The organism is Pseudomonas sp. St386 (assembly GCF_018325865.1).
Classification (GTDB): Bacteria; Pseudomonadota; Gammaproteobacteria; order Pseudomonadales; family Pseudomonadaceae; genus Aquipseudomonas; species Aquipseudomonas brassicacearum.
This window is the reverse complement of sequence record NZ_AP021900.1, coordinates 5,734,848-5,755,443: the sequence shown is the minus strand read 5'-3', so window position 1 is coordinate 5,755,443 and position 20,596 is coordinate 5,734,848. Positions and strand designations below refer to the sequence as shown.

The following is a 20,596-nucleotide window of genomic DNA, read 5'->3' as shown; positions in this document are numbered from 1 at the left end:
TCCCATGGCTATCAGCAATACCCAGGCCGAGACCCCAGCCGTTGCCGCCACTGCGCAAAGCAGCCCGTTGGTCATGCGGATCATCGGTGCCGTGGCGCTGGCGCACCTGATCAATGACTTGATCCAGGCCGTGCTGCCCTCGATTTATCCAATGCTCAAGGATAGCTATGGCCTGACGTTCACGCAGGTTGGCTTGATCACGCTGACGTTCCAGTTGACCGCCTCTTTGTTGCAGCCTTGGGTCGGCTATCACACTGACCGGCACCCCAAGCCCTGGCTGCTGCCGGCTGGGACGGTGTGCACGCTGATCGGCATCGTGATGATGTCCATGGTCGGCAGTTTTGCCTTGATCCTGTTGGCGGCGGCGTTGATCGGGATTGGCTCGTCGACCTTTCATCCGGAAGCGTCGCGGGTGGCGCGATTGGCCTCGGGCGGCCGCTACGGGCTGGCGCAATCGACCTTCCAGGTGGGCGGTAACGCCGGCTCAGCCTTTGGCCCGCTGCTGGCGGCGGCGATCATCATTCCCTATGGGCAAGGCAATGTGGCCTGGTTCGGGTTGTTCGCCCTGTTTGCGCTGTTCGTGCTGTACCGCATCAGCCGTTGGTACGCCAACCACCTGAACCTGTTCAAACTCAAGCAAGGCCAGGCGGCCACGCATGGCCTATCCAAGGGACGGGTCTTGAGTGCGCTGGTGGTGCTGGGGCTGCTGGTGTTTTCCAAGTATTTCTACATGGCCAGTTTCACCAGCTACTTCACGTTCTATCTGATCGAGAAGTTCGACCTGTCGGTGGCCTCTTCGCAGTTGCACCTGTTCCTGTTTCTCGGGGCGGTGGCGGCGGGGACCTTCTTCGGCGGACCGATTGGCGACAGGATCGGGCGCAAGGCGGTGATCTGGTTCTCGATCCTCGGCGTGGCACCGTTCACCCTGATCCTGCCTCATGTCGACCTGTTGTGGACCAGCATCCTCAGCGTGGTCATCGGCTTCATCCTGGCCTCGGCGTTCTCGGCCATCGTGGTGTATGCCCAGGAACTGGTACCGGGCAATGTCGGGATGATCGCCGGTGTGTTCTTCGGGCTGATGTTCGGTTTCGGCGGGATTGGCGCCGCGCTGCTGGGGCACCTGGCGGACATCCGTGGCATCGAGTATGTGTACTGGTTGTGCTCGTTCCTGCCGCTGTTCGGGGTGTTGGCGATTTTCTTGCCGAGGACTCGAAAGGCTTGAGGCGAGAAGATCCATGTAGCTGAGCCGACGCCTTCGCGAGCAAGCCCGCTCCCACATGGGTTGGTGGGTGTTCTCGGCCATCTGCACACGACACAAAAACCTGTGGGAGCGAGCTTGCTCGCGAAGGCGTCGGCACATCCTGTATCAATGCAAACCGACCCAACGCCTTCGGAGCAAGCCCGCCGATCAACACGGCTTTTTCTTCGAGCGGAACTCCCGCTCCTCATGCCTGCGATTCACCCCTCAAGGACGGTAGATACTGGCCTGGATAGCGCCGGGGTATTGCTTGTACCCGCCCGTGTTGCACAGCGGTGTCGACAGTTGGTAATCGCCCGCCGTCGTGGCGTTGGCGGTGCGCACATTACCGGCCGCGAACCCAGAGTAATCCTGAAAGGCATCGAACGAGGCGATTGGCTCGTCGAAGTAGTTGCCACGGGAAGGGTCGAAGATCGAGAGAGTGATCGCTACGCCACCAGGATATGCAGCTTCGGCCTCGATCAATACCGTCTCGTAGGGATACAGGGTTTGTGGGGACGGCCCGGCGGAGGTGGGGGACGGATTGAACACCGTGGCCACCAGCGTGTTCGGGCTCAGGTTGGTAAGCGCGATTACCAGGTAATTGGCGGCGTTGCCGCTGTAGGTGTAGGGCCGTGTCAAGGCGAACGCCCAACCGTTCCTGCTGTTAAAGAAGTCGTCCTTCGAGCCGCCATTGTCCCAGACCTGGGTGAGCGCGATTTCTTCCGGATAGATTGACCAGTCCGTCGAATCGGCGATCCAGTATTTGAAGTAGGTCCCGTCGATCGCGGGTGTGATGTACTGCGCATAGGCGGGCACACCGTCGATGGGGTTGTTATTGACGTCCAGGTATTGGTAGATCTGGTATTTGGCCGGCAGCAGCATCTGCATCACCGACAGCACGTAACCCTGCTTGGCGGCTTTCACCATATTTCCAGTTTCACCGGAGTTCCAGAACAATCCGTCGGGCGCTGTCGAGGCGATCAGCGTATAGGTGATTTTCAGCTTGGCCCAGTCTGTCAGGATGGCGGTTTCCATGGTGTCGAACGTATCCAGCAACCCTTCGAAGGTAGTGCTCAATTGTCCCCACAGGTCGGCATAGGCCACCTGGAACAGGCTGGGAGAAACATTCGAGCTCTGGGCCGCGACCGCCACATTGATGCCGCTCTGGAGAACGTTGGCCGCGACGGCGAAATAATTGATGTCGCCTTCCATCGTTTCAGCCGAGAGCACGGTGTAGATGACGCCCGAGAGCACCGCCAGGATGATGCCGCCGATATTGGTCGAGTCACCGTCCTCGAAGCCGGCATCCAGGCCCAGTTCGGAGAGCAGCGCTCCTTGGTCCACGAATAACAGGGTGTGGAAACTGGTGTAGCAGGCGAACAGGCTGTTGACGGCGCTCGCTGCGCTGAGCTCCAACTTCAACTGCTCCACTACGGGTTGCCAGACTTGCGGTGGGAACGCGCTGTAGTCCAGGCCAAGCATGTCTTGCCGGTAATTGTCCAGAGTGCTGGCGCCGTTGGTGTACTGCTCGCGCAGGATCAAATGGCGCTGATTGTTCATGGCCGCCAGTTTGTTGTTTATCCAGTCATAGACAGCCTGTTGGTCAGGCGTAAAGGCCGGGAAGGCCGGGTCGGACGCCGGCAAGGCCATGATGCTGTCCAGGGGCGTGGTCGGCATGAGGTACCATTGGCTCGAGGTGTCGGTGTCTTGCATCTGTACCGAGCCCCCCGTGATATCGACACTCAGATACTGATTCGAAGCGCTGTTCTGGATGGCCGTGGGGCCGAGCCCCGTTCCCCAGAGCCAGGTCTGCTCGACCGGGACGGGTACACTCTGTGTGGTGTTGATTGGCGTACTGCTGCCGGCATCCTGACCCAACACCAACCCGTCGAGCAGGCCACTGAGCAGCCGTCCATCGGCGGTGACTTGCCAGATCTGGTTGGGCGAACCGGCCACGAAGGGGCTCAACGTCACGCCGTCGGAACTGGCGGTGAGTACAAAGGGCACACCTTTCTCGGGCGCGACGAGGTGGCTTTGCACATTGACCCAGCGAGTCGGCGGCCAAACCTGATAGTGATTGCTGCTCGAGGCCCAGCAGGCTTGGTTGAGGGTGTTGTACAGCACGAGATTGCCGTCGGTCTGGACGAGCAGTTCCTGAGGGTCGATGCCGTTGGTGTAGGGCGACCATGCCACGTTGCCGTCGCTGGTACCCAGGACCAGGTTGCCATCGGTCTGGACATCGAAGTAGGCACCGTTGTTGGTGCCAGTGGCCCAGATCGCGCTACCGGTGAACGAGCTGTTGGCCGCCACGGGACCTGTGACGACCTGGTACAGCACCAGGTTGCCGTCAGGCTGCAGCAGCAACACATAGCCGTTACCGTCCGCTGCCGCCCACTGGCCGGGCAGCATCCGCGTGTTGGGTGGAATGTTGCCGTTGTCAGCCTGGACCGGATCGCCGAGCGGGACCGTGAGGAAGGTGCTGGGGTTGGTGGATGTTGCCAGCGCTATATCGCTCAGGTTGTTCATGTTGATCTCCTTTTCACGACATTGGGTGGACGCCTTGCGGTTGTTTTCGGACGTGAGAGCGCGCGCAGTGCATGGGCACGGTTGCGCTCCCACGAATCCGGCGCGCCTGTGCCTGCTACGCCGATGCAATTGATCGGGAAGTCTTTTCAAGTGTTGGGTCGCGAACAGGTCCCGGAGCGAATCAACCGCTCCCGGACTTGAGGTAGCCGAGGGAATACTCAGCCAGGAGGGTGCCGTTCAATGTCGCCAGTGGCTGGCAGCACTGCACGAATGGCGGGGGCGGGGGCTGGTCTCTTCGTATATCCGTAGTCTGCGAGACTGTGCATGAGAATCTCCCTATCCATGCGGAAGAAGGCGCTTGAGCGTTGTGCCTTGCAGGACGCGCATGGAGTGTAGCCTGGTGCTCATATCTTGCCCGAGGTCGCCATTGCGGGGTGGCGGCCAGTGCCGTGCAACGAGAGAGTCTCAACTTGAATCTTGTACTTGATAAGTACGTTGCTGTTGCGACCAAAGTACTGGTTTGTATAAGCCTTAAGTGGGTATTTGTATAAGGGTTGGTCGTGTTAATTTGCTGTTGTGGTTAATGGTTAGAAGGGAATCTGCAGCATTATTCAAGGGTGACCCCTGTGGTGACTGGAAAAGCAGGCTTTCACATTCTTTCCACCTATCGCCCTTATTGTCCCGGACATAAGGCCTTCGGTTCTTGGTTTGATGACCTCTTCTGCGCTGCGGGCGGACAGGGGTTGTGCCCCCCACCTGCCATATTGAAATTCTTATAAAGAGCTGTATCGCCAAGTTCTTCCAAGGTGTTTGTCTTGGGGGGCGGCGTAGCAGCCGTGATCGATTGTCATGCCGTGTCGTGCACACGTTAGATGCTGCCGTCTTTTGACGTTGGCCATAAATAGAATCAGGCGGGGAATGATATGAAGTTCAAGTCATTGCAGGCACGCATTTGTGTCACGGCAGGCGTATGCCTGTTTGTTTCATCCATCAGCCTGATTGTCTACGGGCTCTTCAGCGCCCGGGCCAATGAGCAATATGTCTCGACCGAGGTCAGCGCACTGGTTGAGAAATCAACCATCCGGGAAATTCAGAACCTGGCCGAATCCCGGGCCAACGCCATCCAGGCCAAGTTGCAGAATGCGCTGGATGCGGCCCGCACCATGGCCAATGCCTTTGCCGCCAGCAAGGCCTCGCAAAGCCCCCTGGCATTGGGGCGTGAACAGATCAACAGCGTACTGCTCAGCGTCCTCAAGGATAACCCGGACTTCAATGGCACCTATTCCTGCTGGGAACCGAATGCGTTAGACGGGCAGGATCCGGCGTTCCGCAATGCAGAGGATGGCAATAACCCGCTGACCGGACGCTTCACGCCTTACTGGACGCGCAGCGCCGACGGCCATGTCGCGGTGCAACCATTGGTCGAGTATGACTCCCCGGACCGTCATCCCAACGGTGTGCCCAAGGGCGGTTGGTACAGCGGCCCGCGCGACACCCTGAAGGAAAGCGTGCTCGACCCCATTCCTTATGTGGTCCAGGGGAAAAACGTCTGGCTGACCACCTTGTCGGTGCCCATCGTGTCCAACGGCAAGTTCTACGGTGTGGTCGGGGCTGACTTCGATATCGCGTTTATCCAGAAACTCAGCGAGCAGATGTCTGCTGATCTCTACGGCGGCAAAGGCACGGTTTCGATCCTGAGTAACCAGGGCTTGGTGGTCGCGGACAGCCAGCGGACCGACCTGATTGGCCAGCCGATCAAGGCCTTGTTGCCTGAATCCTGGGAAAAAGTGCTCCGCGATATCCAGGCCGGTCGGGGTGATGGCCTGCTCAATGCGCAAACACAGAACATTGAAGTGCTGATGCCCATTGCGCTCGGTCGCACGGGCAAGCCCTGGGCGGTGTTGATTCGCCTGCCCAAGGCTGTGGTCATGAGCCAGGCCATCGCCCTGGAGCAGGAGCTGCAGGCACGCAGCCTCAACAACAGCATCTGGCAAGTGTCGGTAGGGTTGGTCATTTCGTTGTTGGCCCTGGCTGCCCTGTGGTATGCCGCGGCAAAAATCGTTGGGCCGATTCGCGAAGCCGCCGCCTTGGCCGCCACCATCAGCCTGGGAGATTTCTCTCGTCGCCTGGTGCAGAAATCCGAAGACGAAGTCGGGCAGTTGTCTGCGGCCCTCAACGACATGTCTGAAAGCCTGCAACGGCAGGTGCGGGTGGCCGAGCGTATTTCCGAAGGTGACCTGGACCTGGAGGTCCGCTTGTCTTCGCCCCATGACACCCTTGGCAAGTCATTGGAGAAGATGGTCAGCAACCTGAACCAGCTGATTTCCGAGGTTCAGATCAGCGCCACCCAGATCACCGGCAGCTCGGCGCAGGTTACCGACTTGAGTCAGTCACTCTCCGACGGGGCCTCCAATTCCGCCTCGTCCATCACCGAAATCAGCGCGGTGATGACGCAGATGGCCGCCCAGACCCGGGACAACGCCGCCAACGCCAAGAAAGCCGATGAGCAATCCCAGGCCTCGCGGGCCGATGCCGGGGAAAGCGACAAATTGATGAGCGAACTGATTGCCGCCATGGCCGAAATCGACAACTCGGGCAAGGACATCACTGCGATCATCACCACCATCGACAACATTGCCGCACAAACCAACCTGCTGGCCCTGAACGCGGCGATCGAAGCTGCCCGGGCCGGTGAGCTTGGGCGCGGTTTTGCCGTGGTGGCCGATGAAGTACGCAGCCTGGCCGCCCGCAGTGCCGAGGCCGCCCAGCAGACCGCCGCGCTGATCGCCGATTCCTCGAGCAAGACTCAGCGCGGCATGGTCATCGCCGGCCGGACCGCCGAATCGCTGAAGAACATCGTCAGCGGAACCGGCGCGGTGTCGAGCCTGGTTTCGCTGATCTACCAGGCCTCCAGCGAGCAGGCTTCAGGTTTGCAGCAGGCCAGTATCGGGCTTGAGCAGATCGACGAAGTGACGCAGAAAAACCAGTCGAACTCGCAAGAGTGCGCAGTGGCGGCCAAGGACCTTTCAGAGCGAGCCTCGCTGATGCAGCGGGTGTTGGGACGCTTCAAAGTCAAAAGAGGCTAATGGGCGTCCGTGGCGAGGGAGCAAGTTCCCTTGCCACGGCGGTCACAAACCTCGAATGAACAGCATTACGGCATAGCAGGCTTTTTGTTATCCTCGCCGCCTTCTTTCATGGATGAATACCGGGACAAGCTATGGCTAACGACACCCCGTCACGCATCGGGACGATACTGCTGGGCCTGCTTTTTGCGCTGATCGGCATTGGCTTGCTGGGCATTGCCGTCAATCTCACCCTCGACCGTCGCGACTTCCTCGCCCGGGCACAGACCGCCGATGGCATCGTTAGTCGGCTGAACGCCGGTGGTTCTCACCCCGAAATCGCGTTCACCACTGGCAAAGGTGAAAAAATTTCCTACCCCCAGGGTGGCTTCATCTTCGGCTATGAGCCGGGGCAGCCGGTGCGAGTTTATTATTTGCCCGAGCAGCCGGCCGCCAACCCCCTTGTCGTGGATCGAGGTGCACTGTGGGGGACACCAGTGATGTTGGGTGCCATGGGGCTGTTCTTCACCCTGGTCGGGTTGCTGAAAACCATCCGACCAGCGCGGTCGCGGTGCGGTTCATTCACTTAAAGGACTTTGAACGTATGAGCTATAACATCCCACTCCCGGTTAATGAGAGTCGCTGGCAGTACCAGACCGCTAGCGGTGGTGGCCTGACCGTGGTCATGGTGGCTGGCAGTGGCGGTTCGATTATCCTGCGTTCGCCCCAGGGCGAGGACGTCAGTTACCGCTATGGCGGCGTCGGCGTAGGTGTCGGTGTTGGCGCGCGATTGCCGCGCTTTGGCAAGATCAATATTCAGATCAAGGGCAAGGGTGTGTCGGCTGCGGGTGCGGCGGAGTCTTTTTACAGCGTTGGCAGAGTGTTTGTCAGTGACGCCCTGGTCGATCGCGACCTGACCAGTGACGACATCACCGGCCCTTGCATGTATACCGAAGTGGGCGTGGGCCTGGGGATCGGCGGTTCGGCCACAGCGCTGCTGTTCGGGCTCGATCCCAAGTTGCTGGCGTTGTCGGTGGTCCTGAGTTCCAACCCGGCAACCTCGCTCATTGCTTCGACCACAGTCAACCGGCAACTGGCGCGTTCGGCCAAGGGCGCGGTGGTCATGGCCGGGATGAACGCTGGCTTGCAGGCTGGTGGTGGGGCGGCGATCTACATGGGCTACCTGTTCTAGTCAGATTGTGCGAACAGACAACAATCCCGGCATCTAAAACCTGTGGGAATGAGTTTGTTCCCGCAGGGCGTTGCGCCCATAAAAATTGGCATGTGCCGAAAGCATAATGAAAATATTAGTCATCGCTTCGCTAGGGTTTTTATCGCTCATTCAAACATCACTATCCTTTGCGGATAGTGCCAATGGGAAAAATCTCTATTTACAGAGATGTGCCATGTGTCACGGCGCAGATATCAAGGGGACAGGGCCGTTGGCTCATAAAAGCAATCCTCCTACGCCTGACCTTACAACTGCCGCTTTCAAGAAACGACTCAGTGATTATCCGGGTGTGATTGTGTCGTCGATAATACTGCGACCCAATGGGGATTTGATTCCGAGGACCTTGCGAGAGAATGGTGTGAAGCTATCGCCGTATCCTTGGAGTGTTAAGGATTTTCGCGATTTGAATCAGTATATGGGTGGTGTGATTTCGAAGGGCCGATGATTTTTTGGGTTGCTGTTGATCTCTTGAGTGCGATAGAAACGGTTTGGGGTGGTGTGTATATCCGTTTCTGCGGTAAGGACTACTGGCGGTTCCGCTCTTACAGCGGGTCACTTTTGACTGGGCCGGCTTCCGGGCTTCTCAAAAGTGAGCCGCCGTCAGGGCGGAATCCTAAGCAGCCGTTACCTAAATAACGGATATACACACCATCACCCGCAACACCAGCGACAACTTAGACGTTAAAGCGGAAGTGCATCACATCACCGTCCTTGACGATGTATTCCTTGCCTTCCAGACGCCATTTACCGGCTTCCTTGGCACCGGCTTCACCCTTGTACTGGATGAAATCGTCATAGGCGATGACTTCGGCGCGGATGAAGCCTTTTTCGAAGTCGGTATGGATCACGGCCGCGGCTTGTGGCGCGGTAGCCCCGACGCGAACGGTCCAGGCGCGGACTTCTTTTACGCCAGCGGTGAAGTACGTCTGCAGGTTGAGCATTTCATAACCCGCGCGGATCACGCGATTCAGGCCAGGCTCTTCCAGGCCCAGGGCCTCCAGGAACATGTCTTTCTCTTCGCCGTCTTCAAGCTCGGCGATTTCCGCTTCGATCTTGTTGCAGACCGGTACCACGATCGCGCCTTCTTCTTCGGCGATAGCTTTTACCACGTCCAGCAGCGGGTTGTTCTCGAAGCCGTCTTCGGCAACGTTGGCAATGTACATGACCGGCTTGGTGGTCAGCAGGTGGAAGCCACGAACGATCTGCTTCTCATCGGCACCCATGTTCTTGATCAGGCTGCGTGCCGGCTTGCCCAAGGTGAAGTGGGCGATCAACTGCTCGAGCAGGGCTTTCTGGGCGACGGCGTCTTTGTCGCCACCCTTGGCATTGCGAGCGACTTTCTGCAGTTGCTTCTCGCAGCTGTCGAGGTCGGCGAAGATCAGTTCCAGGTCGATGATTTCGATATCGCGTTTCGGGTCGACGCTGTTGGAGACGTGAATCACGTTCTCGTCTTCGAAGCAGCGGACCACGTGGGCGATGGCATCGGTTTCGCGGATGTTGGCCAGGAACTTGTTGCCCAGGCCTTCACCTTTCGAGGCCCCAGCCACCAGGCCGGCGATGTCCACGAACTCCATGGTGGTCGGCAGCACGCGCTCCGGGATCACGATGGCCGCCAGGGCTTCCAGGCGTGGATCGGGCATCGGAACGATGCCGGTGTTCGGCTCGATGGTGCAGAAGGGGAAGTTCTCAGCCGCGATACCGGATTTGGTCAGGGCGTTGAACAGGGTGGACTTGCCGACGTTAGGCAGGCCGACGATGCCGCAATTGAATCCCATGGTGTTTCCCCTCGGATAAGTGTCAGGCCTTCTGGCTGTGCAGGTTTTTCATCGCGCGGTTCCATTCACCGGCGAGGATATCCGGCAGCACGCCGAGGGCAAAGTCGATGCTGGCATCGAGTTTTTCCTGTTCGGCGCGAGGCGCACGACCCAGGACAAAGTTTGAAACCATACTGGCAACGCCCGGGTGGCCGATGCCGAGCCGCAGGCGGTGAAAGGTATTCTGATTACCCAGTTGCGCGATGATGTCGCGCAACCCGTTGTGACCGCCATGGCCGCCGCCTTGCTTGAGCTTGGCAACGCCCGGAGGCAGGTCGAGTTCGTCGTGGGCCACCAGGATTTCTTCAGGCTTGATGCGAAAGAAACCGGCCAATGCCGCCACGGCCTGGCCGCTGCGGTTCATGTAGGTGGTGGGAATCAACAGACGAACATCCTGACCCTGGTGCGAGAAGCGACCGGTCAGGCCGAAATACTTGCGATCGGCTGCCAGGCTGACGCCTTGTGCCTGCGCGATGCGCTCAACAAAAAGGGCCCCTGCGTTATGCCGGGTCTGTTCGTATTCAGCGCCTGGATTTCCCAGGCCAACGATCAGTTTAATGGCAGTCACGATAGGGGCCCTTCCTGGAGTGTGGATAACGATGTCGCAATCAGGCGGTGTTGCGACAGTGGACGATAATGGCGGATTTACCGTTAAGTAAACTTCGCGTTCTCGCCCGCTGTCTCGCTACGTTCCAGTCCGCGATGTTTCCGGTCACTCCGGCGACAGAGTGAAATTACTCTGCAGCGCCTTCTTCAGTGGCTTCTGGAGCAACACGTGGAGCGTGGACGTTGGCAACTGCCTTGTCATCGCCGTGTGCCAGAGCAACAAACTCAACGCCTTTAGGAGCCTTGAGGTCGGACAGGTGAATGATCGTGCCGACTTCGGCGTCAGCCAGGTCGACTTCGATGAATTCAGGCAGGTCTTTCGGCAGGCAGGTCACTTCGATTTCCGAAACAACGTGCGAAATTTCGCCGCCTTTCTTGATCGGAGCAGCTTCGCCAACGAAGTGTACAGGCACGATAGCGGTCAGTTTCTGGCCAGCTACTACGCGTACGAAGTCGGCGTGCATCACGTGGCCTTTGGCCGGGTGACGCTGCAGGGCCTTGATCACGACGTTCTGCTTGGTGCCGCCAATGTTCAGCTCGATGATGTGGCTGTAGGCCGCTTCGTTTTCGAGCAGTTTGGCAACTTCTTTGGCCAGCATGCTGATGGACTCAGGAGCTTTCTCGCCACCGTAGACTACAGCTGGAACCAGGCTTGCGAGACGACGCAGGCGGCGGCTCGCACCTTTCCCCAGGTCGGAACGCACTTCAGCATTCAGAGTAAATTCGTTCATGTTGTATCTCCAAAGTAACCACATTCACCCCAGCGCTTGCGACCAGCGCTTAAGGCGATATGGGCAAAAAAGCCCCGCCCCGACAGGTAATGCCGGGGCGGGGCGCTTTTCGTCAACGAGATGTCCTGGAAAGGGCAGGGCCCTTAGCGGAACATCGCACTGATCGATTCTTCGTTGCTGATGCGGCGAACCGCTTCGGCAACAACCGGTGCGATATCCAGTTGGCGGATACGCACACAGGCTTGTGCTGCAGCGGACAGCGGAATGGTATTGGTGACCACCAGCTCGTCCAGCACGGAATTTTCAATGTTCTCGATCGCTCGACCCGACAGCACAGGGTGTGTGCAGTAGGCAAAGACCTTGGCAGCGCCATGCTCTTTCAGGGCCTTGGCCGCGTGGCACAGGGTGCCGGCGGTATCGACCATGTCATCGACCAGAATACAGGTACGCCCTTCGACGTCGCCGATGATATGCATCACTTCGGAGTGATTGGCTTTCTCACGGCGTTTGTCGATGATACCCAGATCCACGCCCAGGGATTTGGCAACCGCCCGTGCACGCACGACGCCGCCAATGTCCGGGGACACGATCATAAGGTTTTCGAAGCGCTGATCTTCAATATCATCCACCAGGACCGGGGAGCCGTAGATGTTATCCACGGGAATATCGAAGAAACCCTGAATCTGGTCAGCATGCAGATCAACCGTGAGAACACGGTCGATGCCGACTACGGTCAGCATATCAGCCACGACTTTCGCGCTGATTGCCACACGCGCGGAACGCGGACGGCGATCCTGACGGGCATAACCAAAGTAAGGAATAACAGCAGTGATACGAGTAGCCGAGGAGCGACGGAAGGCATCAGCCATCACGACGAGTTCCATCAGGTTATCGTTGGTCGGAGCGCAAGTCGGCTGAATAATGAAGACGTCTTTACCGCGAACGTTTTCATTGATCTCCGCAGTGATTTCACCGTCGGAAAACTTACCGACAGAAATGTCACCGAGAGGGATATGCAGCTGACGTACGACACGCCGAGCCAGATCGGGGTTGGCGTTCCCCGTAAAGACCATCATCTTGGACACGCGCAGTACCTGAAGGCTGAGGGTATACCTGGATGAGTATAGGAAAATGGCAGGGGCGGCTGGATTCGAACCAACGCATGGCAGGATCAAAACCTGCTGCCTTACCGCTTGGCGACGCCCCTGTATCTGTTGCTGCGAGTGCCCAGCACTCGATTCCTTTAGAGCAGGTCTTGCAGCTTGCGATGCAACATCGAAACGTTGCTTCCTTTTGCTACAAACCCTGTAAGGGTCTCTGTCAGAAGGGCCGAGACTTTATCAGCTTCAGCTTTGCTTGGGAAGCCCCCAAACACACAACTTCCAGTTCCGGTGAGTTTTGCTTCGGTAAATTTACCTAACAAATTCAAAGCGTTACGAACATCTGGATAACGCCTTGCTACCACCGGTAAGCAGTCATTTCGACTGTTTCCCTTGGGAACGGGGCGCACTTTAATGGGAGGAGAGTTACGTGTCAACAGTGGATCTGAAAAAATTTCTGCTGTACTTACAGAGACTTGCGGCACCAGCACCAAGTACCAGGGTTCTTCGGGGTCCACCGGGGTGAGTTTTTCCCCTACGCCCTCGGCGAAAGCGGCGTGGCCACGCACGAAAACCGGCACGTCGGCGCCCAGTGTCAGGCCCAGGGCGGCCAGGCGATCCGCGTCCCAGCCCAGTTGCCACAAGTGGTTGAGACCCAGCAGCGTGGTGGCCGCATTCGAGCTGCCGCCACCGATGCCGCCACCCATGGGCAGGATCTTTTCGATCCAGATATCGATGCCCAGCGGACAGCCGGATTGTGCCTGGAGTTTTTTCGCGGCCTTGACGATCAGGTTGCTGTCGTGGGGAACGCCTTCGAATTCGGTGTGCAGGCGAATCACGCCGTCGTCGCGTACGGCAAAGGTGATTTCGTCGCCGTAGTCCAGGAACTGAAAAATCGTCTGCAGCTCGTGGTAGCCGTCCGGGCGACGACCGAGGATGTGCAGCATCAGGTTGAGCTTGGCCGGGGAGGGCAGGGTCAGGCGTGCGGCGCTCATGTCATTGCCCCAGTTTGCGCGGCTGCCATTGCTTGATCACCAGCGTGACGTCGAGGTTGCTGCCATGCAGTTTGATGCGTTCGGGCAGCCAGTAGCCGTTCTGCTGGGCATAGCTGAGGTATTCGATCTGCCAGTCATCCTGTTCCAGGTTGGACAGGCGGCTGTCGGCGTCGAGGGTCAGGCGGCTTTTACTGTCTGGTGCCGGCAGCCCGCGAACCCACCAGGTCAGGTGGGAAACCGGCAGCTTCCAGCCCAGTTGTTCTTCCAGCAGCGCTTCGGGCGTGGGCGCCTCGTAGCGTCCCTGATTGGCAACTTCCAGCGATACCTGGCCCGGTCGGCCGGTCAGGCGGGCCGCACCGCGCCCCAATGGGCCTGACAGGCGAATATCGTAGTAGTCCTGGCGTTGCAGCCAGAACAGCGTGCCACTGCCCGAGTCTTTCGGGGCGCGGATACCGATCTTGCCGTCGATCTGCCAGCCGTCGAGGCCGCTCAGTTGTTGCTTGTGCTCGCGCCATTGGGCCTGGTTGCCCTGGCCCTGGACGGATTCACGGGCGCCGAAGCCCGCGCAACCGGCGAGCAGGGCAATGAAGCTGAAAACGATGAGATGGCGCAAAAACATAATCTTAAAGAGTCTCGGATCCGGTCAGGCGTTTGATGGTGCTGCGCAAGATAGGGCTGTCAGGCTGATCCTTGAGGAATCGGCTCCAGATCTGCCGGGCTTCGCGTTGTTTGCCGTTGGCCCACAGGACCTCGCCCAGGTGAGCGGCGACTTCCTGGTCGGGAAAGCGCTCCAGGGCCTGGCGTAACAGGCGTTCGGCTTCATCGAGATTGCCCAGGCGGAAATTCACCCAGCCAAGGCTGTCGAGCACCGCCGGGTCTTCCGGATTGATCTGGTGGGCCTGTTCGATCAGCAGCTTGGCTTCGTCGTAACGGGTGGTGCGATCCGACAACGTATAGCCCAGGGCGTTGAGGGCCATGGCGTTGTCCGGGTCACGCTGGATGATCAGGCGCAGGTCTTTTTCCATCTGGGCCAGGTCATTGCGTTTCTCCGCCAGCATGGCGCGGGTGTAAAGCAGGTTCAGGTCATCCGGGTACTGCTTCAAGGCTTGTTGCAGCACGTTCCAGGCCTTGTCGCCCTGATTGTTGGCCGCCAGGGTTTCGGCTTCGATCAGGTACAGCTGGATGCCGTAGTCCGGTTGGGAGTCGCGTTGTACGGCGAGGCGGCTCTGGGCATCGGCGGTCTTGCCATTGCCGATCAGGATATCGGCCTGGCGCAACTGCGCCGGCAGATAGTCGTTGCCCGGGCCGACCTGGGCGTACTCGATCAGTGCGCTCTCGGGGTCATTGCGCTCCTCGGCGATGCGACCCAGGTTCAGATGGGCCGAGTCGACGTGGCTTTCCCGGGCGATCAGGTCTTCCAGGTAACCCTTGGCCTCTTCCCAGGCCTTGGCTTCCAGGCAGACCAGCGCCAGGGAATAACGCAACTCGTCGTCTTCCGGGTATTGCTGGACCAGGCTGGAGAACTCCACCTTGGCGTCGTCCATGCGGTTGTTTTCCACCAGCATGCGGGCGTAGGTGAGGCGCAGGCGTTTGTCGTCCGGGTACTTCTTGATGCTTTTTTCCAGCAGCGGCAGCGCTTCGTCGCCGCGGTTCAAGCCTTGCAGCAGGCGTGCGCGCAGCAGGATCGGCGCTACTTCGCCAGCTTCCGGCGGGTTGTCTTCCAGAAGGGTGAGGGCGCCCTGGGTGTCACCATCCTGTTGCAGCAGCAGGGCCTTGCCGAAAATCAGCTGGCCGTTGTTCGGGTGGCGCTGCAACAGGCGATCGAAGCTTTTCATCAGGCCGTTGCGGGTTTCCTGGTCGGTATCGGCAGCGGACAGGGCCAGGAAGTCGAAGTGGGTGTCGCCCTTGCCCAGTAGGACCTTCTCCATATACATCATGGAGTCGTCGTAGCGTCCGGCCCGGGCCAGTTGCACGGCAGCGGCGCGCTGCGCTTCGAGGTCGTCCGGGGCATTCTTGGCCCAGATCAGCGCGGTATCCAGCGCGGGCTGGTCGGCGCCCAGGTATTCGGCAATGCGAAATGCCCGCTCGGAGATCCCCGGGTCCTGGGTATTGATGGCCTGGGTCACGTAGTTGTCCAGCGCAATGTCGAAGCGATTGCGCTGGCCCGCCAGTTCGGCGCTCAACAGGCTGAAGATGGTTTCTTCGCTGAACGAGCCGTAGACCTTGGGTTTTTCAGGTACCTGCACGCTGTCTTCGACCGGCGGCGTACCGTCCGTCGAAACGGGGGCCATGGACTGGCAGCCGCTGAGCAAGGCAAGAGCGAGGAGCAACGCGGAAGATCTATTCATATAGGAAGAGGACGACTAACCTGCGGTCAGATCATCATGACACAAGCCTTCGGTCAAACATAACCGCCCCGTCGATTTACAACCCCGGGCAGGGCGATAGAGATCGAGTGGTTGTTCTGAATCTGACGAAGTAGGACAATTGCCGGCTTCACGTCACTATCAGCGACCTTGAATGGCCTTCCTTGCACTCGGTATTAACCACAAGACTGCGTCAGTAGACGTCCGCGAGCGCGTGGCCTTTACGCCTGAGCAGCTGGTTGAGGCCTTGCAGCAGCTCTGCCGACTCACCGACAGCCGCGAAGCTGCGATCCTCTCCACCTGCAATCGCAGCGAGCTTTATATAGAACAGGATCACGTTTCGGCCGATTCAGTCCTGCGCTGGCTGGCCGACTATCACAAGCTGAGCCTTGAAGAACTGCGCGCCAGTGCCTATGTGCATGAAGATGATGCGGCCGTTCGTCACATGATGCGTGTCGCCTCGGGGCTCGACTCGCTGGTGTTGGGCGAACCGCAGATTCTCGGCCAGATGAAGTCGGCCTACGCCGTGGCCCGCGAGGCCGGCACCGTCGGCCCGCTGCTGGGGCGCCTGTTCCAGGCGACGTTCAACGCCGCCAAGCAGGTGCGCACCGACACGGCCATCGGCGAAAACCCGGTGTCCGTGGCGTTTGCCGCTGTCAGCCTGGCGAAACAGATTTTCAGTGATTTGCAACGCAGCCAGGCGCTGCTGATCGGCGCTGGGGAGACCATCACCCTGGTCGCCCGCCATCTCCATGACCTGGGGGTCAAGCGCATAGTCGTCGCCAACCGGACCCTGGAGCGGGCCAGTACCCTGGCCGAGCAGTTCGGTGCCCATGCGGTGTTGCTGTCGGACATTCCCGCGGAACTGGTACACAGCGACATCGTCATCAGTTCCACCGCCAGCCAGTTGCCGATCCTTGGCAAGGGCGCCGTGGAAAGTGCCCTGAAGCTGCGCAAGCACAAGCCGATTTTCATGGTGGACATTGCTGTTCCCCGGGACATCGAGCCAGAAGTCGGCGAGCTGGATGACGTGTATCTCTACAGCGTCGACGACCTGCATGAGGTGGTCGCCGAGAATCTCAAGAGCCGGCAGGGCGCGGCCCAGGCGGCCGAAGAGATGATTAGCGTCGGTGCCGACGACTTCATGGTGCGCCTGCGCGAGCTGGCGGCGGTGGATGTGCTCAAGGCCTATCGTCAGCAGAGCGAACGCCTGCGCGACGAGGAACTGCAAAAAGCCCAGCGCCTGCTGGCCAACGGCGGCAATGCCGAAGAGGTGCTGGTACAACTGGCCCGCGGCCTGACCAACAAATTGCTCCACGCCCCCAGTGTCCAGCTCAAGAAGTTGACCGCCGAAGGCCGCCTCGATGCGCTGGCCATGGCCCAGGAACTCTTCGCCCTCGGTGAGGGCTCACCGGATAGCTTTTCGGATAAAAAACCGCAATGAAAGCGTCACTGCTCAACAAACTGGACATCCTCCAGGACCGTTTCGAAGAACTGACCGCCTTGCTGGGCGATGGCGAAGTCATTTCCGACCAGAACAAATTCCGCACCTATTCCAAGGAATACGCGGAAGTCGAGCCGATTGTCGCCACCTATAAACAGTTGCTCAAAGTGCAGGGTGACCTTGAAGGTGCCCAGGCACTGCTCAAGGACAGCGACCCGGATATGCGCGAAATGGCCGTGGAGGAAGTCCGCGAAGCCAAGGATCAACTGGTTGAACTGGAAAGCAGTCTGCAACGCATGCTGTTGCCCAAGGACCCGAATGACGGGCGCAATGTGTTCCTTGAGATCCGTGCCGGTACCGGCGGCGATGAGGCGGCGATTTTTTCCGGCGACCTGTTTCGCATGTATTCGCGTTACGCCGAACGTCGCGGTTGGCGGGTGGAGATCCTCTCGGAGAACGAAGGCGAACACGGTGGCTATAAAGAAGTCATCGCCCGGGTCGAAGGCGACAACGTCTACGGCAAGCTGAAATTCGAATCCGGCGCCCATCGCGTGCAACGCGTGCCGGCCACCGAGTCCCAAGGGCGGATCCACACCTCGGCTTGCACCGTGGCGGTATTGCCCGAGCCGGACGAGCAGGAAGCCATCGAGATCAACCCGGCAGATCTGCGGGTCGACACTTATCGTTCCTCCGGCGCGGGCGGCCAGCACGTCAACAAGACCGACTCGGCGATCCGCATCACGCACTTGCCCTCGGGCATCGTGGTCGAGTGCCAGGAAGAACGTTCCCAGCACAAGAACCGCGCGCGGGCCATGGCCTGGTTGTCGGCCAAGCTCAACGACCAGCAGACCAGCGCCGCCGCCAATGCCATCGCCAGCGAACGCAAATTGCTGGTGGGCTCGGGCGATCGTTCCGAGCGGATCCGTACCTACAACTTCGCCCAGGGCCGGGTCACCGACCATCGCGTCAACCTGACCCTGTATTCCCTGGACGAGATCCTTGCCGGTGGTGTCGATGCGGTGATCGAGCCGTTACTGGCCGAATACCAGGCCGACCAGTTGGCTGCGATTGGCGAGTAAGCACAGGTGAAAAAATGACCATCATCGCCAGTCTGTTACGCGCGGCCGAGTTGCCGGATTCGCCCACGGCACGGCTGGACGCCGAGTTGTTGCTGGCCGCAGCCTTGGGCAAGTCCCGCAGCTTCCTGCACACCTGGCCCGAGCGGATCGTGCCCAGCGAGGCGGCGTTGCTGTTCTCCGAATACCTGCGGCGGCGGCGCTCTGGCGAGCCGGTGGCGTACATACTCGGACAACAGGGCTTCTGGAAACTCGATCTGGAAGTCGCGCCCCATACCCTGATCCCGCGTCCTGACACCGAGCTTTTGGTGGAAACCGCGCTGGCCTTGCTGCCGGCTACACCGGCCCGGGTCCTGGATCTGGGCACCGGCAGCGGCGCGATTGCCCTGGCACTGGCCAGCGAGCGCCCGGCCTGGAAAGTTACGGCGGTCGACCGGGTGCTGGAGGCTGTGGCCCTGGCCGAGCGCAATCGCCAGCGCCTGGACCTGCACAACGTCACGGTGTTGAGCAGCCACTGGTTCAGTGCGCTGGAAGACACGCGTTTCGAGTTGATCATCAGCAACCCGCCGTACATTGCGGCCAGCGATCCGCACCTGATCGAGGGCGACGTGCGCTTCGAGCCGGCCAGTGCCCTGGTTGCCGGGCCGGACGGGCTCGATGATTTGCGCCAGATCGTTGCCCAGGCACCGGCTCACCTCGAGCCGGGCGGCTGGCTGATGCTCGAGCATGGTTACGATCAGGCCGAGGCGGTGTGCGATTTGCTGCGCACTCAAGGTTTTGTCGAAGTCCACAGCCGCAAGGACCTGGGTGGTCATGAGCGCATCAGCTTGGGGTGCCTGCCGTGCTGAACGATCAGGAGCTGTTGCGCTACAGTCGGCAGATTCTGTTGCAGCACGTCGACATCGACGGCCAATTGCGTCTCAAGCAAAGCCGCGTGCTGATCATCGGCCTTGGCGGTCTCGGCGCCCCGGTGGCGTTGTACCTGGCCGCCGCTGGCGTGGGTGAGATGCACTTGGCGGATTTCGACACCGTCGACCTGACCAACCTGCAACGCCAGATCATCCATGACACCGACAGCGTCGGCCTGAGCAAAGTCGATTCGGCGATGCGACGCCTTGGGGCGATCAACCCCGAGGTTCGGCTGGTGCCTCACCGGGCGGCCATGGACGAAGACAGTCTGGCCGCGGCCGTCGCGGCAGTGGATGTGGTACTCGATTGCTCCGACAATTTTTCGACCCGCGAAGCGGTGAACGCGGCCTGTGTCGCAGCGGGTAAACCGCTGGTCAGCGGCGCGGCGATTCGCCTGGAAGGGCAGTTGTCGGTGTTCGACCCACGCCGCCCCGAAAGCCCTTGCTACCACTGCCTTTATGGCCACGGCAGCGAAGCCGAGCTGACCTGCAGCGAGGCCGGTGTGATCGGACCGCTGGTAGGATTGGTGGGCAGCCTTCAAGCCCTTGAAGCCTTGAAGTTGCTGGCCGGTTTCGGTGAGCCGCTGGTGGGGCGCTTGCTGTTGATCGACGCCCTGGGCACGCGTTTCCGTGAACTGCGGGTCAAGCGTGACCCGGGTTGCAGCGTCTGCGGTGGCCAGCATGAGTGAAGCGCCGATTGGTGTGCTTGACTCGGGTGTCGGCGGGTTGTCGGTGCTGGGGGAAATTCGCCAGCTGCTGCCCAATGAATCGCTGTTGTATGTCGCCGACTGTGGGCATATTCCTTACGGCGAGAAGACCCCGGAATACATCCGACAACGCTGCTCGATCATTGCCGACTTTCTCCTGGGCCAGGGCGCCAAGGCGCTGGTTGTAGCCTGCAACACCGCAACGGTTGCTGCCGTTGCCGATCTACGCCGTGATTTTCCCCATTGGCCCATCGTCGGGATGGAGCCGGCGGTCAAGCCGGCGGCTGCCGCGACCCGTAGCGGTATCGTCGGCGTGCTCGCCACCACCGGCACCTTGCAGAGCGCCAAGTTCGCCGCTTTGCTCGACCGTTTCGCCACCGATGTGCGAGTCATCACGCAACCGTGCCCGGGCCTGGTTGAACTGATCGAAACGGGTGATTTGCACAGTCCGGCCTTGTATCAGTTGCTGCAACATTACGTCGACCCCTTGCTGGCAGCCGGCTGCGATACGCTGATCCTGGGGTGCACGCACTATCCCTTCCTCAAGCCATTGCTCGCGCGGATGATTCCGGAGCACATCAGCCTGATCGACACCGGTGCCGCCGTGGCCCGGCAACTTCAGCGCCTTTTGGCTGAGCGAGAGCTGTTGGCTGAGGGGCCAGCCGGCGAAACGTATTTCTGGACGAGTGCAGACCCGATACATTTAAGAAAAATCCTACCAACGCTATGGCATTCGTCCGGCGTTGTGCGAAGCTTCGATCTGTAAAAAGAATGTGAAAACCGTGTGAAA

At 59.8% G+C, this 20,596-nt stretch carries 18 protein-coding genes and 1 tRNA gene; 10 read left to right on the top strand and 9 right to left on the bottom strand.

All coding sequences use genetic code 11. From position 1 onward, the window contains the following. Window positions 1-4: 4 nt before the first annotated feature. Window positions 5-1,222, top strand: a complete 1,218-nt coding sequence (locus KI235_RS25470; protein ID WP_003205547.1) for an MFS transporter — start codon at window positions 5-7, stop codon at window positions 1,220-1,222. Between the two features lie 243 nt (window positions 1,223-1,465). Here the strand turns inward: KI235_RS25470 and KI235_RS25465 are convergent, their stop codons facing one another. Next, window positions 1,466-3,766, bottom strand: a complete 2,301-nt coding sequence (locus tag KI235_RS25465; protein WP_123351180.1) for a calcium up-regulated protein — start codon at window positions 3,764-3,766, stop codon at window positions 1,466-1,468. A 923-nt stretch (window positions 3,767-4,689) separates the two neighbouring features. Between KI235_RS25465 and KI235_RS25460 the strand changes: the two genes are divergently transcribed. From KI235_RS25460 to KI235_RS25445, 4 genes are all read left to right on the top strand, one after another. Next, on the top strand, window positions 4,690-6,852 hold the full coding sequence (locus KI235_RS25460) for a methyl-accepting chemotaxis protein (protein WP_003205541.1): 2,163 nt from the start codon (window positions 4,690-4,692) through the stop codon (window positions 6,850-6,852). Between the two features lie 131 nt (window positions 6,853-6,983). Beyond that, complete coding sequence (locus KI235_RS25455) at window positions 6,984-7,418, top strand: DUF3592 domain-containing protein (RefSeq protein ID WP_003205539.1); 435 nt, start codon at window positions 6,984-6,986, stop codon at window positions 7,416-7,418. 14 nt (window positions 7,419-7,432) lie between these two features. Next, window positions 7,433-8,020, top strand: coding sequence for a hypothetical protein (locus tag KI235_RS25450; RefSeq protein WP_003205538.1), 588 nt, complete (start codon window positions 7,433-7,435; stop codon window positions 8,018-8,020). 106 nt (window positions 8,021-8,126) lie between these two features. Next, window positions 8,127-8,504: a cytochrome c gene (locus KI235_RS25445; protein WP_003205536.1), complete on the top strand. Its 378-nt coding sequence runs from the start codon at window positions 8,127-8,129 to the stop codon at window positions 8,502-8,504. Between the two features lie 229 nt (window positions 8,505-8,733). Here the strand turns inward: KI235_RS25445 and ychF are convergent, their stop codons facing one another. From ychF to KI235_RS25405, 8 genes are all read right to left on the bottom strand, one after another. Further along, entirely contained in the window at window positions 8,734-9,834 is a 1,101-nt protein-coding gene (gene ychF / locus KI235_RS25440; protein WP_003205534.1) for a redox-regulated ATPase YchF, read from the bottom strand. 22 nt (window positions 9,835-9,856) lie between these two features. Further along, on the bottom strand, window positions 9,857-10,441 hold the full coding sequence (gene pth / locus KI235_RS25435; protein WP_003205533.1) for an aminoacyl-tRNA hydrolase: 585 nt from the start codon (window positions 10,439-10,441) through the stop codon (window positions 9,857-9,859). A gap of 166 nt (window positions 10,442-10,607) precedes the next feature. Then, entirely contained in the window at window positions 10,608-11,210 is a 603-nt protein-coding gene (locus KI235_RS25430) for a 50S ribosomal protein L25/general stress protein Ctc (protein ID WP_003205531.1), read from the bottom strand. A 143-nt stretch (window positions 11,211-11,353) separates the two neighbouring features. Then, window positions 11,354-12,295 (bottom strand): ribose-phosphate pyrophosphokinase, encoded by a 942-nt coding sequence (locus tag KI235_RS25425; protein ID WP_003205529.1) that lies wholly within the window; start codon window positions 12,293-12,295, stop codon window positions 11,354-11,356. 47 nt (window positions 12,296-12,342) lie between these two features. Beyond that, window positions 12,343-12,417: transfer RNA gene (locus KI235_RS25420), tRNA-Gln, on the bottom strand. Between the two features lie 36 nt (window positions 12,418-12,453). Then, a complete protein-coding gene (ispE, locus tag KI235_RS25415; RefSeq protein ID WP_003205527.1) occupies window positions 12,454-13,305 on the bottom strand; it encodes a 4-(cytidine 5'-diphospho)-2-C-methyl-D-erythritol kinase in 852 nt (283 codons plus the stop codon). Between the two features lies 1 nt (window position 13,306). Beyond that, the gene (gene lolB / locus KI235_RS25410; RefSeq protein ID WP_003205525.1) at window positions 13,307-13,924 is read right to left on the bottom strand and encodes a lipoprotein insertase outer membrane protein LolB; all 618 of its coding nucleotides are present in this window, start codon (window positions 13,922-13,924) and stop codon (window positions 13,307-13,309) included. Window positions 13,925-13,928: 4 nt separating this feature from the next. Beyond that, window positions 13,929-15,653: a tetratricopeptide repeat protein gene (locus KI235_RS25405; RefSeq protein ID WP_003205523.1), complete on the bottom strand. Its 1,725-nt coding sequence runs from the start codon at window positions 15,651-15,653 to the stop codon at window positions 13,929-13,931. A gap of 172 nt (window positions 15,654-15,825) precedes the next feature. On the opposite strand from KI235_RS25405, the gene hemA reads away from it, so the two are divergent. From hemA to murI, 5 genes are read left to right on the top strand one after another with little or no spacing between them, the layout of a single operon-like run. Beyond that, the gene (gene hemA, locus KI235_RS25400; protein WP_003205522.1) at window positions 15,826-17,115 is read left to right on the top strand and encodes a glutamyl-tRNA reductase; all 1,290 of its coding nucleotides are present in this window, start codon (window positions 15,826-15,828) and stop codon (window positions 17,113-17,115) included. Next, window positions 17,112-18,194, top strand: coding sequence for a peptide chain release factor 1 (gene prfA, locus KI235_RS25395; RefSeq protein WP_003205519.1), 1,083 nt, complete (start codon window positions 17,112-17,114; stop codon window positions 18,192-18,194). The genes hemA and prfA overlap by 4 nt, the downstream gene beginning before the upstream one ends. A gap of 14 nt (window positions 18,195-18,208) precedes the next feature. Continuing rightward, window positions 18,209-19,039, top strand: a complete 831-nt coding sequence (prmC, locus tag KI235_RS25390) for a peptide chain release factor N(5)-glutamine methyltransferase (RefSeq protein WP_003205518.1) — start codon at window positions 18,209-18,211, stop codon at window positions 19,037-19,039. After that, window positions 19,033-19,788: a molybdopterin-synthase adenylyltransferase MoeB gene (locus KI235_RS25385; RefSeq protein WP_003205517.1), complete on the top strand. Its 756-nt coding sequence runs from the start codon at window positions 19,033-19,035 to the stop codon at window positions 19,786-19,788. Before prmC ends, KI235_RS25385 begins: the two co-directional genes overlap by 7 nt. Beyond that, window positions 19,781-20,572, top strand: coding sequence for a glutamate racemase (gene murI / locus KI235_RS25380; RefSeq protein WP_003205515.1), 792 nt, complete (start codon window positions 19,781-19,783; stop codon window positions 20,570-20,572). Before KI235_RS25385 ends, murI begins: the two co-directional genes overlap by 8 nt. Window positions 20,573-20,596 lie beyond the last annotated feature (24 nt).

What these genes read in the sequence shown, in the direction of transcription:
- KI235_RS25470 (WP_003205547.1), top strand. Translation starts at nt 5, where the DNA reads ATGGCTATCAGCAATACCCAGGCCGAGACCCCAGCCGTTGCCGCCACT.
- KI235_RS25465 (WP_123351180.1), bottom strand. Translation starts at nt 3,766, where the DNA reads ATGAACAACCTGAGCGATATAGCGCTGGCAACATCCACCAACCCCAGC.
- KI235_RS25460 (WP_003205541.1), top strand. Translation starts at nt 4,690, where the DNA reads ATGAAGTTCAAGTCATTGCAGGCACGCATTTGTGTCACGGCAGGCGTA.
- KI235_RS25455 (WP_003205539.1), top strand. Translation starts at nt 6,984, where the DNA reads ATGGCTAACGACACCCCGTCACGCATCGGGACGATACTGCTGGGCCTG.
- KI235_RS25450 (WP_003205538.1), top strand. Translation starts at nt 7,433, where the DNA reads ATGAGCTATAACATCCCACTCCCGGTTAATGAGAGTCGCTGGCAGTAC.
- KI235_RS25445 (WP_003205536.1), top strand. Translation starts at nt 8,127, where the DNA reads ATGAAAATATTAGTCATCGCTTCGCTAGGGTTTTTATCGCTCATTCAA.
- ychF (WP_003205534.1), bottom strand. Translation starts at nt 9,834, where the DNA reads ATGGGATTCAATTGCGGCATCGTCGGCCTGCCTAACGTCGGCAAGTCC.
- KI235_RS25430 (WP_003205531.1), bottom strand. Translation starts at nt 11,210, where the DNA reads ATGAACGAATTTACTCTGAATGCTGAAGTGCGTTCCGACCTGGGGAAA.
- ispE (WP_003205527.1), bottom strand. Translation starts at nt 13,305, where the DNA reads ATGAGCGCCGCACGCCTGACCCTGCCCTCCCCGGCCAAGCTCAACCTG.
- lolB (WP_003205525.1), bottom strand. Translation starts at nt 13,924, where the DNA reads ATGTTTTTGCGCCATCTCATCGTTTTCAGCTTCATTGCCCTGCTCGCC.
- KI235_RS25405 (WP_003205523.1), bottom strand. Translation starts at nt 15,653, where the DNA reads ATGAATAGATCTTCCGCGTTGCTCCTCGCTCTTGCCTTGCTCAGCGGC.
- hemA (WP_003205522.1), top strand. Translation starts at nt 15,826, where the DNA reads ATGGCCTTCCTTGCACTCGGTATTAACCACAAGACTGCGTCAGTAGAC.
- prfA (WP_003205519.1), top strand. Translation starts at nt 17,112, where the DNA reads ATGAAAGCGTCACTGCTCAACAAACTGGACATCCTCCAGGACCGTTTC.
- prmC (WP_003205518.1), top strand. Translation starts at nt 18,209, where the DNA reads ATGACCATCATCGCCAGTCTGTTACGCGCGGCCGAGTTGCCGGATTCG.
- murI (WP_003205515.1), top strand. Translation starts at nt 19,781, where the DNA reads ATGAGTGAAGCGCCGATTGGTGTGCTTGACTCGGGTGTCGGCGGGTTG.